This window comes from Methylobacterium sp. UNC378MF, from assembly GCF_900103195.1.
Classification (GTDB): domain Bacteria; phylum Pseudomonadota; class Alphaproteobacteria; order Rhizobiales; family Beijerinckiaceae; genus Methylobacterium.
Genome location: NZ_FMWU01000017.1, coordinates 1 through 12,908 on the forward strand (window position 1 = coordinate 1; position 12,908 = coordinate 12,908).

Consider the following 12,908-nt stretch of genomic DNA (forward strand, 5'->3'; position numbering starts at 1 on the left):
CGTTCAGCACGATCTTGGTGCCGGTGCTGTCGAGGGAGAAGATCGCGCCGGCGCCGAAGGATCCGTTGGAGGTGGTGCTGGCGGAGCTGACGGCGGTGTTCAGGGCAGCGACGGTGGCGGAGAGGCTGCTGGAGGTTGTGGCGGAGACCGAGGTGCCGTTGATTGTGAACAGCACCGTCGTGGAGGTGGTGCTGGCCGTGTTGGCGGCGGTTCCGGTCGTGGAGAGCTGGGTCGAGAGGGCCTGGTTGGCGATCGACTTGGCCTGGTCGACCAGCTTCTGGATCGAGGTGATGCCCTGGTTGGCGGCCTGGATCGACTGGACACCGTTGGAGATGCCGTCGAGCAGGGTGTTCAGGCTCGAGGAGCGGCCGTCGAGCGCCTGCGAGGTGAAGAAGTTGGTCGGGTTGTCGAGGGCGGAGTTGACCGTCTTGCCGGTCGCGAGCCGGTTCTGCGTGGTCGCCATCAGCTGGGCGGTGTCCTGCAGCGAGAGCAGGTTCTGACGCGTGGCGGACGACAGGGTGATCGAGGACATGGGTCGTATCTTTCTGATTTGATGCACCCGTTTCTCGGGCACGCCAGTAATCGCGTCTCAAACGTTTCACAGCGGTTAAATCAATTGTCGACGCTTCGCCCTGTTGGGGTGATCGTTAATGAATCAACTCCACAATCCGTCAAGTATTGATAGATTTCGGTCCGAGTTCAAAATTTGTTAACCATCCACCGCGATAAGACGAGGCGCCGGCCAACTCTGTCGCACTTGTCCGAGCGGAGACGATCCGATGCGGTGTGCGAAAGAGGGGATGGGGCGCACCCTGTACGGAGCTCAGCTGTGATCGCTCAAGCGTCTGGTGATGTTGGCGGCCCGAACCCCTCCACGCCGTCGAAATTTCCCCACGTGGCGATCGCGATCCCGTGCGGGACCATGGTCCATGCGGATTTCGCCGTCAGTCTCGGATCGATGATGCATTCGCTCGGCGAGATGCCGATGTCGATTGTGGTCGGAAAATCGTCGATCGTTGCCGATGCCCGTAATCTGGGCCTTGAATTCGCCCAGAAACACGGCGCTGAGTATGTCCTGTTCATCGACAGCGACATGACCTTCCCGAAGGATGCCTTGCTCAAGCTCCTCGTTCGGCAGGTCGACATCATCGGCGCGACCTATTCGCGGCGCACGGCGCCGTTCCACTTCCTCGGCGAGATCCTGCCGGAACAGCCGGCTGACGCACCGAAGGGCTTGTTGGAGATGGCACGGATCCCAACAGGCTTCCTGTTGATCAAGTCCACGGTCTTCGAAAGCCTGAAGCGACCCTATTTCCGGTTCCGTGTCGACGAGGAGGCCGGCGTTAACATCGGCGAGGACTTCGACTTCTGCGATCGCGTCCGTGCTGCGGGTTTCCGGATCTGGTGCGATCCCTATCTGAGCAAGGAGCTCGGCCATATCGGCGAGCAATCCTACAAGCTCTGAGCGATTACCGGCGAACCGACCGGCCGTCACCTGACTGTGCTCCGTGCGCCGGCGTTCCGCGCTCGACACGATGAGGCGTGGGAATGAGAATTGCGATCATCACGCCATCTCGGCTGAAGCTCTCGACCCTGGCCGGGAAAGCCGGTCAGTACTTCCTGGACCATGCGGTGGAGAGCGCCAACGCCCAGGAACTCGACAGGCCGGTGACGATCCACTTCTTCGTCGGGACCGACCCCGAGACCGAGATCCCCGCGCACCTCGCGGACCATCCGCAGATCACCTTCGCGCGCGGCGAGCGCAAGGGGCAGATCCCCGCGCTGAACGCCGCGATCCGCGCCGTCGATGCCAGCTGGGACTACGTCGGCTTCCTCGAGGACGACGATCACTGGCTGCCGCCATATCTCGGCTTCGCGCTGCGGACCCTCGAGAGCTTCGATTTCGTCTCCTCGACGCAGCTCGAGGTGGACGAGGCCGGCGAGGTGGTCCGGATCAACGACTTCGCGACGCCGTCGGGCTGGCTGATGCGGCGGACCACCTTCGCGCAGGTCGGCGCGATCAGCCCGGCCTCGAAGTGGCACTACGACAACGAGTGGCTCGGCCGCCTCGCCGAGACCGGCCTGCGCCGGGTCCACCTCGTCGAGGCGACGGCGCCCGGCACCCTACAGGACGCGATCCAGGTCCGCCCCTGGCTCGCCAACATCCTTCAGCTCGGCGGCCCCAACATAAGCCTCGCACGCCACGGCTTCGCCCTGCCGCTGGTGTGCCGCCTGGTGCATCCGGGCTCCGGAACCTCGGATGTCGGCCAGGGCGGGACCTCCAAGGCCGAAAGCGAGGCCGAGTATCAGCGGCTGATCGATCGCTTCGGCCGTATCCCGTGGTAGCGGGGCCGGGCAGCGCACCGGTCTCACGGAGCGCGGGCTCCCAGGGCCCGCCCTAGGCGGAACGCCCTTCAGCCCGACGGCGCACGGCCTCCTGGAAGGCGGAGAACACCCGACGCATCTGCGGCACCTTGTAGGGAAACAGATCCACGGGATCCATATCGTGGACGACCATCCCGGTATCCGCCTCGAAGATCAGCAGTCGGCCGTCCGCACTTTCCGCGCAGTCGATGACCAGATAATCGAGCCCGATCCGCCGGTGGATTTCGGCGAAGGCGGCACGATGGCGCTGCGCGAACTCGGCGTCGAATGTGTCCATTGCCGCGGCCTCGGCCTGCCGCTTCCCCGCGTCCTCGAGCATGCCGGCGTTGAGGTAATGGATCATCCAGTGGTCACGAATGGCCAAGTGACACAGGAACGGAACGCCGTCGATCAGGACGACGCGGAGTTTCCGGAAGAGGCCGTCGGCACCGCGGTAGTCGCAGAATTGCGTGACGTAGAACGCCTCGCCGGTCGCGTGATCGAGGTAACGTTTCAAATCCTCTGCCCGATCGACCTTCTGAAGGTCGTTTCCCGCATGCGTATCGAGCGGCCGCACGAGGACCGGATAAGTCAGGCCCTCGGGGAGGCGGGACGCCGCCGCGCTCAGAGCAGACCGGCTCACCCGCACGACATCGGGTGCCAGGACTCCCTCAGCGCCGCGGAGCGCATCCGCGATCCCGTGCCGTGAGGTCTTGAGGACGTGGCGCGGGTGATTGATGATCGGACAGGTCCACCGGTCGGCGGCCGCCGCGAGGGCTTCCAGGAGCGGTTCGGCGACGGCTGAATGAGCGATGCCCGTGATGATCACATCGTGCTCGGGAAGATCGCGCGGCACCGCGTCGCCGGGACAGAGATAGAGATAGCTGAGGCCGAAATCGTCGTCGTTCAGCAGGAAATCGAGCGGCGTGTTGGCCATGAGATCGCCGGCCGTGACGAGGATGAGGACCCGGACCCGCGCCTGATCCGGATTCGAGCGCAGCGAGAAGAGCCGCTGCCCCTGCAGAACCTCGGTCTGAAGCGCGAGCCCCTGGTCGAACCGATGCTTCAGCAGCAGGATCGTTGCCATATCCATCGCGGTGCCGGCGTCGACGACGGCATCGTCGCTGCGCGCGAGAATTTCGGCGGCCAGCGCGGCCATGTCCGAGCCTTCGAAGGCAGCTCTGATCAGGCGTGCCGGGCCGATCATCGGGTTCGGGTTGTTGGTCCCCGCAGCGTGCGTGTGCATCAGAGCCTCCGAGAGTCGGACCGTCGCAGCGGTGCCGGGACCGGGATCAGGTGGTTGGGATCGTGCTCAGCGGCACGAAGCCTGCACTGTGACCAGACGGAGGTTTACGAAGCGCTAACCATGATCGACCGCGTGCCGGCCGCAGCACACCTCCTTCGGCGTCGCCGACTCGGAACGCGCTTCGACATCAGTTGCGCCGCGGCGACGCGGCAGCGCGACGGAGGGCCTCTGCCAGCGCCCCGCTCGGCGCGGATTCCGCGCTCGGGCTCGGTCGGTTTCGAGGCGCCTCTGCCTTCGGCTCGGCGGCACGTCGCGGTGGCTGAGCCGGTTCGATCGGGTCGTCGAGCCGCAGCGACAGCGCGATGCGCTTGCGTGGAACATCGACGTTGAGCACCAGAACCCGGACGACTTCCCCGAGTCGGACGACCTCCGCGGGCGACCCGATCCGCCGGCGCGCCATGGCCGAGATGTGGACGAGCCCGTCCTGGTGGACGCCGATATCCACGAAGGCACCGAACGCGGCCACGTTGGTGACCACGCCTTCCAGCAGCATACCCGGCTTGAGATCACCGATCGTCTCGACGCCGTCGTCGAACCGCGCCGTCTTGAAGGCCGGCCGCGGATCGCGTCCCGGCTTCTCGAGCTCGGCGATGATGTCGCGGACGGTCGGCACGCCGAAGCGCGCGTCGACGAAGGTCTCGGGCGCGAGGCGGCCGAGGATGGCGGTATTGCCCAGCAGGACGTGAATGTCGCTCCGGGTTTCCCGGAGGATGCGGCGGACCACCGGATAGGCTTCCGGGTGGACGCCCGAACCGTCCAGCGGGTCGTCGCCACCCTGGATGCGCAGGAAGCCGGCAGCCAGCTCGAAGGTCTTCGGCCCGAGACCCGGAACGTCCTTGAGCGCCGAGCGCGTCCGGAATGGCCCCTGGGCGTCGCGATGCGCAACGATCCGGGTTGCCATTGCGGCGCCGAGACCGGAGACCTGCGCCAGAAGGGCAGGGGAGGCCGTGTTGACGTCCACCCCGACCGCATTCACGGCATCCTCCACGACCGCGGAGAGCGAGCGCGACAGCTTCGCTTCGCTGACATCGTGCTGGTACTGGCCGACGCCGATCGACTTGGGGTCGATCTTGACCAGCTCAGCCAGGGGATCCTGGAGGCGCCGGGCGATCGACGCGGCGCCGCGATGGGACACATCGAGATCGGGAAGCTCCCGGGCCGCGATCTCCGAGGCCGAGTAGACGGAGGCGCCGGCCTCGGAGACCATGACCTTCGCGATCGGAAGATCCGGGTTTGCCGCGATGATCTCGGCCGCAAGGCGTTCGGTCTCGCGGGACGCCGTCCCGTTGCCGATGGCCAGAAGCTCCACGCCGTGGAGGCGGCACAGGCGCCCCAGCGCCGCGACCGCCTCACGCCAGCGGCGCTGAGGCTCGTGCGGATAGGTCGTCTCCACCGCGAGGACTCGCCCGGTGCGGTCCACCACCGCGACCTTCACGCCGTTCCGATAGCCCGGGTCGAGGCCCATCGTGGTCCGCCCGCCCGCCGGGGCAGCCAGGAGCAGGTCCTTCAGGTTTCCGGCGAAGACCGTCACGGCCTCGTCCTCGGCCCGCTCGAACAAACGGCCGCGCAGATCCTGCTTGATCCCGGTTCGGATCTTCGTCCGCCACGCCGCGCGCACGGTTTCAAGAAGCCAGGAATCGCCGGGGCGTCCGCGCGACGCGATGTCGAAGCGGCGGCAGATCGCGGTTTCAAACGGCCCCGGGATGCCGGGCGGCGAATCCTCACCCTCCGCGGTGAAGCCGACGTCGAGTACCTCTTCCCGTTCGCCGCGGAAGATCGCCAGGATGCGGTGCGAGGGCATCCGTTCCAGCCGCTCGCTCCAGGCGAAGTAATCGGAAAACTTCGCCCCCTCATTGGCTTTGCCCTTGCGCAGCTGGGAGACGAGCTGACCGGTCCGCCAGTAATCCGCCCGCAGGCGCCCGACGAGGTCGGCGTCCTCGGCGAAGCGCTCGATCAGGATGGCGCGGGCCCCGTCCAGCGCGGCGTCCGCGTCCGGAACGCCGCGCGCATCCGAAACGTAAGTGGCCGCGACGGCCTCGGGCGCCCGGTCGGGTCGGCTGAGCAGGGCCTGGGCCAAGGGTTCGAGGCCGGCATCGCGCGCGGATTGCGCCTTCGAACGCCGCTTGGGGCGGAACGGCAGGTACAGGTCTTCAAGGCGCGCCTTCGTATCGGCAGCGTCGAGGGCCGCCGCGAGGGGCGGGGACATCTTGCCCTGGGCCGTGATGCTCGCGACGATCGCGGCGCGCCTCTCGTTCAGGTCACGCAGATAGGACAGCCGCTCCTCGAGCTTTCGCAGTTGCGTGTCGTCGAGGCCGCCCGTGTTCTCCTTCCGATAGCGCGCGATGAAGGGCACGGTCGCGCCGCCGTCGAGGAGCGCGACGGCAGCGGCGACCTGCGCCTGCCCGACACCGAGTTCTTCGGCGATCAGCGCGTTCACGGCTTTCATGGATTCTCCGGTCAGGACGCAGCGAGGGACGGTCTGCCTGCGTGAAACGCCAAGCCGCCGGAAACATGGCGCTGGTCAGGTGTGCTCCCGCGTCGCTGCCTCCACCTTGACGGTCCGGGCGCAGTCCAGGATGCGATGGCGGGCTCGCGCATCCTTGATCGAGAACCACAGATTGAGCAGTTCTTCGGTCATAACGACCTCTTTGTGCCGAGCCGCATCGAAAAACACGTCAACCGTACATCCGAGGGTCTCGGCCAGATCGCCGAGGATCCGGCGCGACCGCTCGGCCGGGAGTCTGCTGTGGTTCGCCATCACGTCGACCCGCTTCGCAGCACCGACAGGTGCTGCCGCCAGTAAGCTCCGAGCCCCCGTGTGCAACAATCGGGAAGATGAGGATCCAGTCAATCCGGTCCCCTGCGCGTTCCGCTCTTCAGATACGGCGCTACGGATTGCGGCGTCGACTCGCCAGAGCCGGCATGATTTCTGGGGACAATCCCCGGCATCCAGCTTTTCTTAGCACCGCTATAGCCGGCTGGTCTGCGCATCCTTGAACAACGGATAGTCAGGACAACGCAATTTCAACAATCCTCCGGCTTGCAGTCTACGAAAGTAGACGTCTTCGCTGGAAGACGCGTATCCCTTGCCGGCCTTGACGATGTTCGTGCCCGTCATCGGGATGTCACCCGCTGATGCGAGCGTTTCGCTTCGCATGTCCCGGAAAGGCAGGCGCCCGTGCAATTCGAGATCCGCGAGCGCAGCCGGTCGCTCTGGTCCTGGGTCCTCGTCAACGAGACCGACGAGCCGGTCCTCGAGTCGCGGCGCAGCTTCCCGTCCCGGGCCCAGGCGACGGCGGCCGCCTTGGCCTTTTCCCAGCTCGTCGCCAGGGCGGGTCGCAGCCTGGCCGGTGGCCCCCGTCAGGTCGGGTTCCTGTAAGGAGACGGATAGCCGGTTCGCCTCAGGTCGTCCGGGTCCGGTGGCGGAAAAGACCGATCACGCTCGTGCAGGCGATCACGCAACCCACGCCCATCGCGCCGAGGCAGCTGATGGTGCGGATCGGCTCGCCGCGCGCCAGAACGATGGCGACAGCGAGCGGCAGGAGCAGGAACACGAACAGCAGGGTCATGACCGGATCCGAAGGACAATGGGCGAGCCTAGGATCCGAATGGTTAATCACTTCTCACCCGTGCCGATCGCTCGAGCCCGGGACAAGCCTATCGGGCCGCCGTGAACGGACCTGAAAACGACGCGTCGTTCTTGCGGGCCGAGCGAAGACGCGCCGTCACTCCGAGGGCGATCGAAACCCGATCACGGGTTGCCGTCCTCGAGGCGGACCAAGCGGTCGACCAGGGCTCGGTCGTGCAGCAGAGCCATCCGCTCTTTCAATGACAGCCACGCCTGCGCCTCAGCGACCGTCTCGGCTTCGCAGATCTTGGCGGCGGCGAGGGTCTGGTCCGCATCGATCGCGCCCCGAGGCCGCCGCTGCCCCACGGGAAGCATCCGGCTATGGGCCAGCGCGAGACCGGGATCGGCGTGGATCGCGGCGAGCGAGTCGGCATCATCGAAGCCGCGATCCGCATTGCGCGCCGTGAGGGCGGCGGCGCGGACCGCAATTTCCGGGGGCGAAGCCTCCTCGGGCGTAGCGAGGAGAAGACGACGCTTGAGCGCCAAGCCCAGTCCGAGCTGGCCGCTTGCCCAGGAGATCGGAATCGCCAGCACCAGACCCAGGATCGTCGGGCTCATCCAGAGGAACAGCGAGGTGGCGATCGCGAAGGCGGCAACGCCCGCCACGAGACCCAGCAGCATGTGCCAGCGATGGCGGGCGACGATGTCGCGTAGCGGAATCGAGCCGTCATCGCGCCGCTGCGGATTCCACCCCGTGTCCCGTCCCAGCAGGATGCCCATCACGGAACCCGACTGGATCACCATCGCCACCGGCGCCACGAGGGCGGAGAGCAGGATCTCGACGAGGCTCGACAGGACGAGGCGGCCGGCGCCGCCGCAGGCGCGCCGCACGGGGCCGTCCAAGAGGGCGAGGATCAGGCCGAGCAGCTTGGGCGCGAGCAGAACCGCCATGGTCAGGCCGAACAATTGAAGCGCGCGGACCGGGTCGAATCGCGGGAAGACCGGGGAGAAACCGGCGCCGCCGAAATAGTCGGGCCGCTCCGTGGCCGTCTGCAGCACCAGCAGGATGCCGACCACAAGCTGAAGCAACCAGAGCGGCGAGGCGAGATAGCCGGCGATACCGGTCGCGAAGTGCTGACGGGTAGCAGGGTGCAGCCCCGCGGCACCGATCACTCGCGCGTGCTGGAGATTGCCTTGCGCCCAGCGCCGATCGCGGACTGCGACGTCGATCAGCGAGGGCGGGCTCTCCTCATACGAGCCCGGAAGGCGGTGGAGCATGTACACCGCCCAACCGGCTCGGCGGATCAGCGCCGCCTCGACGAAATCGTGGGACAGGATGTGCCCGCCGAAGGGGGGCTTTCCCAGAAGGTCCGGAAGGCCGCAGGATTCGGCGAACGCGCGGGTCCGGATGATCGCGTTGTGGCCCCAGTAATTGCCGTCCCGCCCTGACCATGCGGCAAGGCCGGCGGCGATGACCGGACCGTAGATCCGAGCCGCAAATTGCTGGAGCCGGGCGAACAGGGTGTTGCGGTTGATGATCAGCGGCAGCGTCTGGATGATGCCGGCATCCGGATCCGCCTCCATGGCGGCGGCCAGCGCCACCATCGCCGAACCGCTCATCAGGCTGTCGGCGTCCAGCACGAGCATGTGTTCGTAGCGGCCACCCCATCGCGTGACGAAGTCGCCGATATTTCCGGCCTTGCGGTGATGGTTCTTCGGCCGGTGCCGGTAGTAGAGCCGCGCATCGGGGCCGAGGCGACCGCGCAGGTCGAGGAAGGCCCGCTCTTCGGCGATCCAGGCATCGGGCTGGGTCGAATCGGACAGGATGAACCAGTCGAAATGGTCGCCGAGCCCGGTCGCCTCGACGGCCTCGCGCATGGCCTCGATGCCCGCGAAGGTGCGGGCCGTGGCCTCGTTGTAGACGGGCATCAGGATCGCGGTCCGCGTGCTCAGCGCCGTCGGACCCGGAATCGGGCGCGGCCACCGCAGCAGCAATCCGAAGCCGAGCACGGCACTGGTGAACGCCAGGGCGATCCACGAAAACGTCAGGCAGAACAGGACGACCAGCACGAGCTGAAGCGCGGTCGGGCTCCCCGAGACCGACACGGTCTCGACCATCTGCCAGCCGCCATAGGCTGTCAGGACCAGCGCGCCGCCGAAGACCAGAAGCCGCTCTGGCCACTGATTCCGGTGGGATCGTGCCGGCCGATGGCCCGTGCCCGGATCCCAGCGCGACAGATCCTGGACGGGCATGGCCAGGGGCGCCTCCGGAGGCATCGCGCGATCGCCGTCGGGGCCGGTCTCGCGTCCGGACCCAGCGTCCATCGCTGGCGGGAAGGTCATCGTCTCGTCCAATCGCACGGTGCGGGCCGGTCCTCAGCTGGTGGGGGAACTCACGGTGTCCAGCGAAATAGCCAAGTCTCGCTCACCCGGGTCTGACCGCGCCGGAGCGCCAGACGCAGCTCGCTGGCCCGCTCGCCGCCGGGATCGAGTTCGAACAGGATCCGTAAGGTCTTGCGGTCCGGATACCGGAACCGGTCCTGGCGGGTGATCGTCCCGGTCGAAGCACCGAGGTCGACGTCGATCTCGCCGGGCTGGAACAGCACGTCCCCTTCGAAATCGACGGCAAACAGACGGCGGTTGCCCGTGCTGCCGTGACCGCAGCGGCTGTCGCGGATCCGCGCGATCTCGGGCGGCAGCGGATCCGGCCAGCCCTTTGACCAATGCTGACGGCACTGGAAGCGCATCTCCGCGCCCTTCGCCAGCTTCGCCTTCGGCCGCCAATAGGCAAACACGTTCTCGTTCAGCTCGGAATCACTCGGAATCTCGAGCAGCGCGACCGCACCCTCGTTCCAGTCGTCCAGGGGTTCCAGCCAGAGGGACGGGCGCTGTTCCCAGTGCCGCAGATCATCCTCGAAATCGTCGTATGCGCGGGCGCGCTGCATCAGGCCGAACCCCTTCGGCCCGCGATCCACGAAGGCTGAAACCTGGAGGGCTTCGGGATTGTGCACGGGGCGCCAGATCGGCTCGCCATAGCCGTTGTGGATCGCCAGTCCCTCCACCGAAAAGGCCGCCGCGCGCAGATCGTCGACGCGGTTCCGGTCGAGGGGCCCGAACAAATAGCTGCCCTGCATGCCGCCGAGCCCGATATGGTCGAGTTCGGAGCGGGCGAAGACCGTCCCGTCGATGGACGCCGTGGAGACGTCGCGGCCGGCCGTCAGGGTGATCTTGAACGCCGCGGTTGCCGATTCGGACTCGGCGAGGGCGTGGACCACCACCGGCTGCCCCGGTGCCGGCGTCTCGATGAACAGCGCCCGGAACAAGGGAAATTCCTCGCCGCGGGAATCCGCCGGACGCAGGGCGAGCGCCCGGGCGTTGATGCCGAAATCCTGCCCCTCGGCGACGAGGCGGAAGAACGAGGCGCCCTGGAACAGAGCGAAATTCGACACCCCATCGGCCCCCTCGAACCGGGCGCGCAGGCGGAAGCCAGAGAATGCGGCGCCGACCGCGAGATCCGGCAGTTCGAGCCCCGGCGCTGCGAACGCCGTCTTGTCGTAGGCGACCGGCTGGACCAGCCCGTTCTCGACGATGGACAGCGCGACGGGCGTCTCGAAGATTGATCCGCGCAGAAGAGGCTCAAGCACGTAGCCGATATCCCGGTCGGCCCAGACTGCGCGGCCCTCCGCCGGGCGGATCGCCTCGTAGCCCTCGCGGGACAAGCCCTTCAGAACCGCAGGAACGTCACCCACCTTCGGTGCAACATAGGGCGCGGCAGCGCGGGCACGCGCGAGCTGCGTGAGCGTGCCCGCCTCGAAGGCCTCTCCGCTGCCGGGCAAGGCCGGTACTTTCTCCGGATCGGCCGCCCGCGCGACGGCCGGGAGCAATCCTGCGGCGGCGCCGAGCGTGCCGACCAGCAGGGTGCGGCGTGTCGGAGCAACGGAAAGTCCGGCGTCGATCGTCATGCAGGCGGTCGTCTCACGTCGCTGGGGGGCAGGTCTCGGGCGCCCCCTCTATACGGATCGCGTGGCTGAACCCAGGGTTAAGCAACCGCTTGAACCGCAAGCGGCTCCGTTGACTTAACCCGAGCCGGCTCTCTAATTCGGCTGACTGCATCAGAACGGGGGAGGCGGCATGGGATCGTTGCGAGTCACTGGCCACGGCGTGGATCTCGGCGAGAGTCTGCGCGGCCGCGTCGAGGAACGGATGTCCGCGATCCAGGCCAAATATCTTGACTCGCACATGCACGATTCCTGCAACGGGCACGTCACGCTCCGGCGCGACGGGGCCGCCTTCCGGACGGATTGCGTGCTGCATCTCGTCTCCGGGCTGACGATCGAGGCGAACGGCTTTGCTCATGACGCGCGAGCGAGTTTCGAGCAGACCGCCGAGCGCCTCGAGACCCGGCTTCGCCGCTACAAGCACAAGCTCAAGCAGCACGCCACCGGGCCGGGTGATGCCGCGGCGATGGAGGCCGCCTACGCGGTGTTCGCAGCACCGGAGCCGGAAGACGTTGATGCCGCCGAGGGCGATGCTCACCCGCCGATCGTCGCCGAGAGCACCAAGACCCTCCAGCGTCGCACCATCGGCGAGGCCGTGACGGCCCTCGACATGACGGGATCCCCAGTGGTTGTGTTCGTCCACGCTGGTACCGGCCGCATCAACGTCGTATATCGGCGCAGCGACGGGGCGATCGGCTGGGTGGACCCGCCGAACGCCGCCGAGTGACACGGTCGGTTGGGAGGAACGGAGCCGGAACCGGCTGGTTTCCCAACCGATTGATTCAGCGGGGGCACGGCCGGCACGGTCGTCGATGCCCTCGCGACGAGGCCCGGTTCCTTGCGAACGGGCGACGGGGCAACGGTCGATCGATGCCAGTTCTGGAATTTCTCGACCCTGAGGCGGTCGTGCCGGCCCTGCGCGCCCGCGCCAAGAAGCAGGTGCTGCAGGATCTCGCGACGCAGGCGGCGCGACGCCTTCCGGCTTTGGGCGAGCGGGCCGTGTTCGACACGCTTCTCCAGCGTGAGCGGCTCGGGTCGACCGGGATCGGCGATGGGGTGGCGATCCCACACGGCAAGCTACCGGGCCTGGATCGTCTCTTCGGGCTGTTCGCTCGGTTCGATCGCCCGGTCGATTTCGAATCGCTGGACGGCCAGCCCGTCGATATCGCCTTCCTGCTGCTCGCGCCCGAAGGCGCGGGCGCCGATCACCTGAAGGCGCTGGCACAGGTGGCCCGTCTTCTGCGCGAGCCGGGCATGCTCACCCATATCCGCGCGGCCCGGGACGCCGGTGCCCTCTACGCGCTGCTGACGCGCTCGACCGCGCCGCAGGCCGCCTGACGATGCCGATCTTGCGCATTGCCGCCGCTCTGAGCGTCGCGGTTGCCTTCTCGACCTCTGCCGTGGCCCAGGGCGACACGACCTGCGCGCGCGATCTCCTCGTGGCGCAGTCGATGCAGCGCCAGGCCCTCGATCAGCTGGAGCAGGCCGATGGCGACGAGGCAAAGAATTGCCGCGTCTGGCGCCGTCACGTCGAGACCATGCGCCGCGTCGCGAGCGTTTACGGGCGCTGCCTGTCCGGTTCCGAGCGCAGTGAGCGCCTCGCCCAGGTTCAGGGCTCGGACCGGGAATTCTCGGCGGCCATCAAGGCGCGCTGCAAGGGGTAGCGGGTGCC

The 12,908-nt window shown here is 67.3% G+C and carries 12 protein-coding genes and 1 pseudogene; 6 read left to right on the forward strand and 7 right to left on the reverse strand.

The features are described 5' to 3' along the window. Window positions 1–532, reverse strand: a pseudogene (locus tag BLT59_RS18130) (flagellar protein); the annotation flags it as partial. Window positions 533–829: 297 nt separating this feature from the next. On the opposite strand from BLT59_RS18130, the gene BLT59_RS18135 reads away from it, so the two are divergent. Together BLT59_RS18135 and BLT59_RS18140 are read left to right on the forward strand one after the other, a co-directional pair. Continuing rightward, window positions 830–1,465 carry a glycosyltransferase family 2 protein gene (locus BLT59_RS18135; RefSeq protein WP_244514043.1) on the forward strand — a complete coding sequence of 212 codons (636 nt, stop codon included), beginning with the start codon at window positions 830–832 and terminating at the stop codon, window positions 1,463–1,465. Between the two features lie 83 nt (window positions 1,466–1,548). Then, on the forward strand, window positions 1,549–2,346 hold the full coding sequence (locus BLT59_RS18140; protein WP_091783286.1) for a glycosyltransferase family A protein: 798 nt from the start codon (window positions 1,549–1,551) through the stop codon (window positions 2,344–2,346). Between the two features lie 52 nt (window positions 2,347–2,398). Here BLT59_RS18140 and BLT59_RS18145 read toward each other — a convergent pair whose 3' ends face one another. The 3 genes from BLT59_RS18145 to BLT59_RS18155 form a co-directional block, all read right to left on the reverse strand. Continuing rightward, window positions 2,399–3,523, reverse strand: a complete 1,125-nt coding sequence (locus tag BLT59_RS18145) for an ATP-grasp domain-containing protein (RefSeq protein WP_244514044.1) — start codon at window positions 3,521–3,523, stop codon at window positions 2,399–2,401. 274 nt (window positions 3,524–3,797) lie between these two features. Further along, window positions 3,798–6,116 carry a Tex family protein gene (locus tag BLT59_RS18150; protein WP_091783293.1) on the reverse strand — a complete coding sequence of 773 codons (2,319 nt, stop codon included), beginning with the start codon at window positions 6,114–6,116 and terminating at the stop codon, window positions 3,798–3,800. 75 nt (window positions 6,117–6,191) lie between these two features. Next, entirely contained in the window at window positions 6,192–6,428 is a 237-nt protein-coding gene (locus tag BLT59_RS18155) for a hypothetical protein (protein ID WP_091783295.1), read from the reverse strand. 420 nt (window positions 6,429–6,848) lie between these two features. On the opposite strand from BLT59_RS18155, the gene BLT59_RS18160 reads away from it, so the two are divergent. After that, complete coding sequence (locus BLT59_RS18160; protein ID WP_091783297.1) at window positions 6,849–7,049, forward strand: hypothetical protein; 201 nt, start codon at window positions 6,849–6,851, stop codon at window positions 7,047–7,049. A gap of 22 nt (window positions 7,050–7,071) precedes the next feature. On the opposite strand, the gene BLT59_RS31355 is transcribed toward BLT59_RS18160, so the two are convergent. The 3 genes from BLT59_RS31355 to BLT59_RS18170 form a co-directional block, all read right to left on the reverse strand. Then, complete coding sequence (locus BLT59_RS31355) at window positions 7,072–7,239, reverse strand: hypothetical protein (RefSeq protein ID WP_175544053.1); 168 nt, start codon at window positions 7,237–7,239, stop codon at window positions 7,072–7,074. Between the two features lie 182 nt (window positions 7,240–7,421). Next, on the reverse strand, window positions 7,422–9,563 hold the full coding sequence (gene mdoH / locus BLT59_RS18165; protein WP_091783675.1) for a glucans biosynthesis glucosyltransferase MdoH: 2,142 nt from the start codon (window positions 9,561–9,563) through the stop codon (window positions 7,422–7,424). A 68-nt stretch (window positions 9,564–9,631) separates the two neighbouring features. Then, on the reverse strand, window positions 9,632–11,200 hold the full coding sequence (locus BLT59_RS18170; RefSeq protein WP_091783299.1) for a glucan biosynthesis protein D: 1,569 nt from the start codon (window positions 11,198–11,200) through the stop codon (window positions 9,632–9,634). A 169-nt stretch (window positions 11,201–11,369) separates the two neighbouring features. On the opposite strand from BLT59_RS18170, the gene BLT59_RS18175 reads away from it, so the two are divergent. The 3 genes from BLT59_RS18175 to BLT59_RS18185 all read left to right on the forward strand — a co-directional run bounded on the left by BLT59_RS18175 (window position 11,370) and on the right by BLT59_RS18185 (window position 12,900). Next, entirely contained in the window at window positions 11,370–11,963 is a 594-nt protein-coding gene (locus BLT59_RS18175; RefSeq protein ID WP_091783301.1) for a ribosome hibernation promotion factor, read from the forward strand. A gap of 143 nt (window positions 11,964–12,106) precedes the next feature. After that, window positions 12,107–12,574 (forward strand): PTS IIA-like nitrogen regulatory protein PtsN, encoded by a 468-nt coding sequence (gene ptsN, locus BLT59_RS18180; protein WP_091783304.1) that lies wholly within the window; start codon window positions 12,107–12,109, stop codon window positions 12,572–12,574. 2 nt (window positions 12,575–12,576) lie between these two features. Beyond that, window positions 12,577–12,900 carry a hypothetical protein gene (locus tag BLT59_RS18185; RefSeq protein ID WP_091783306.1) on the forward strand — a complete coding sequence of 108 codons (324 nt, stop codon included), beginning with the start codon at window positions 12,577–12,579 and terminating at the stop codon, window positions 12,898–12,900. Window positions 12,901–12,908 lie beyond the last annotated feature (8 nt).

Excerpts from the sequence above, each read along its gene's own strand:
- BLT59_RS18175 (WP_091783301.1), top strand. The coding sequence starts at position 11,370 with ATGGGATCGTTGCGAGTCACTGGCCACGGCGTGGATCTCGGCGAGAGT.
- BLT59_RS18185 (WP_091783306.1), top strand. The coding sequence starts at position 12,577 with ATGCCGATCTTGCGCATTGCCGCCGCTCTGAGCGTCGCGGTTGCCTTC.
- BLT59_RS18155 (WP_091783295.1), bottom strand. The coding sequence starts at position 6,428 with ATGGCGAACCACAGCAGACTCCCGGCCGAGCGGTCGCGCCGGATCCTC.
- BLT59_RS18150 (WP_091783293.1), bottom strand. The coding sequence starts at position 6,116 with ATGAAAGCCGTGAACGCGCTGATCGCCGAAGAACTCGGTGTCGGGCAG.
- BLT59_RS18170 (WP_091783299.1), bottom strand. The coding sequence starts at position 11,200 with ATGACGATCGACGCCGGACTTTCCGTTGCTCCGACACGCCGCACCCTG.
- BLT59_RS18140 (WP_091783286.1), top strand. The coding sequence starts at position 1,549 with ATGAGAATTGCGATCATCACGCCATCTCGGCTGAAGCTCTCGACCCTG.
- mdoH (WP_091783675.1), bottom strand. The coding sequence starts at position 9,563 with ATGGACGCTGGGTCCGGACGCGAGACCGGCCCCGACGGCGATCGCGCG.
- BLT59_RS31355 (WP_175544053.1), bottom strand. The coding sequence starts at position 7,239 with ATGACCCTGCTGTTCGTGTTCCTGCTCCTGCCGCTCGCTGTCGCCATC.
- BLT59_RS18145 (WP_244514044.1), bottom strand. The coding sequence starts at position 3,523 with ATGGCCGCGCTGGCCGCCGAAATTCTCGCGCGCAGCGACGATGCCGTC.
- ptsN (WP_091783304.1), top strand. The coding sequence starts at position 12,107 with ATGCCAGTTCTGGAATTTCTCGACCCTGAGGCGGTCGTGCCGGCCCTG.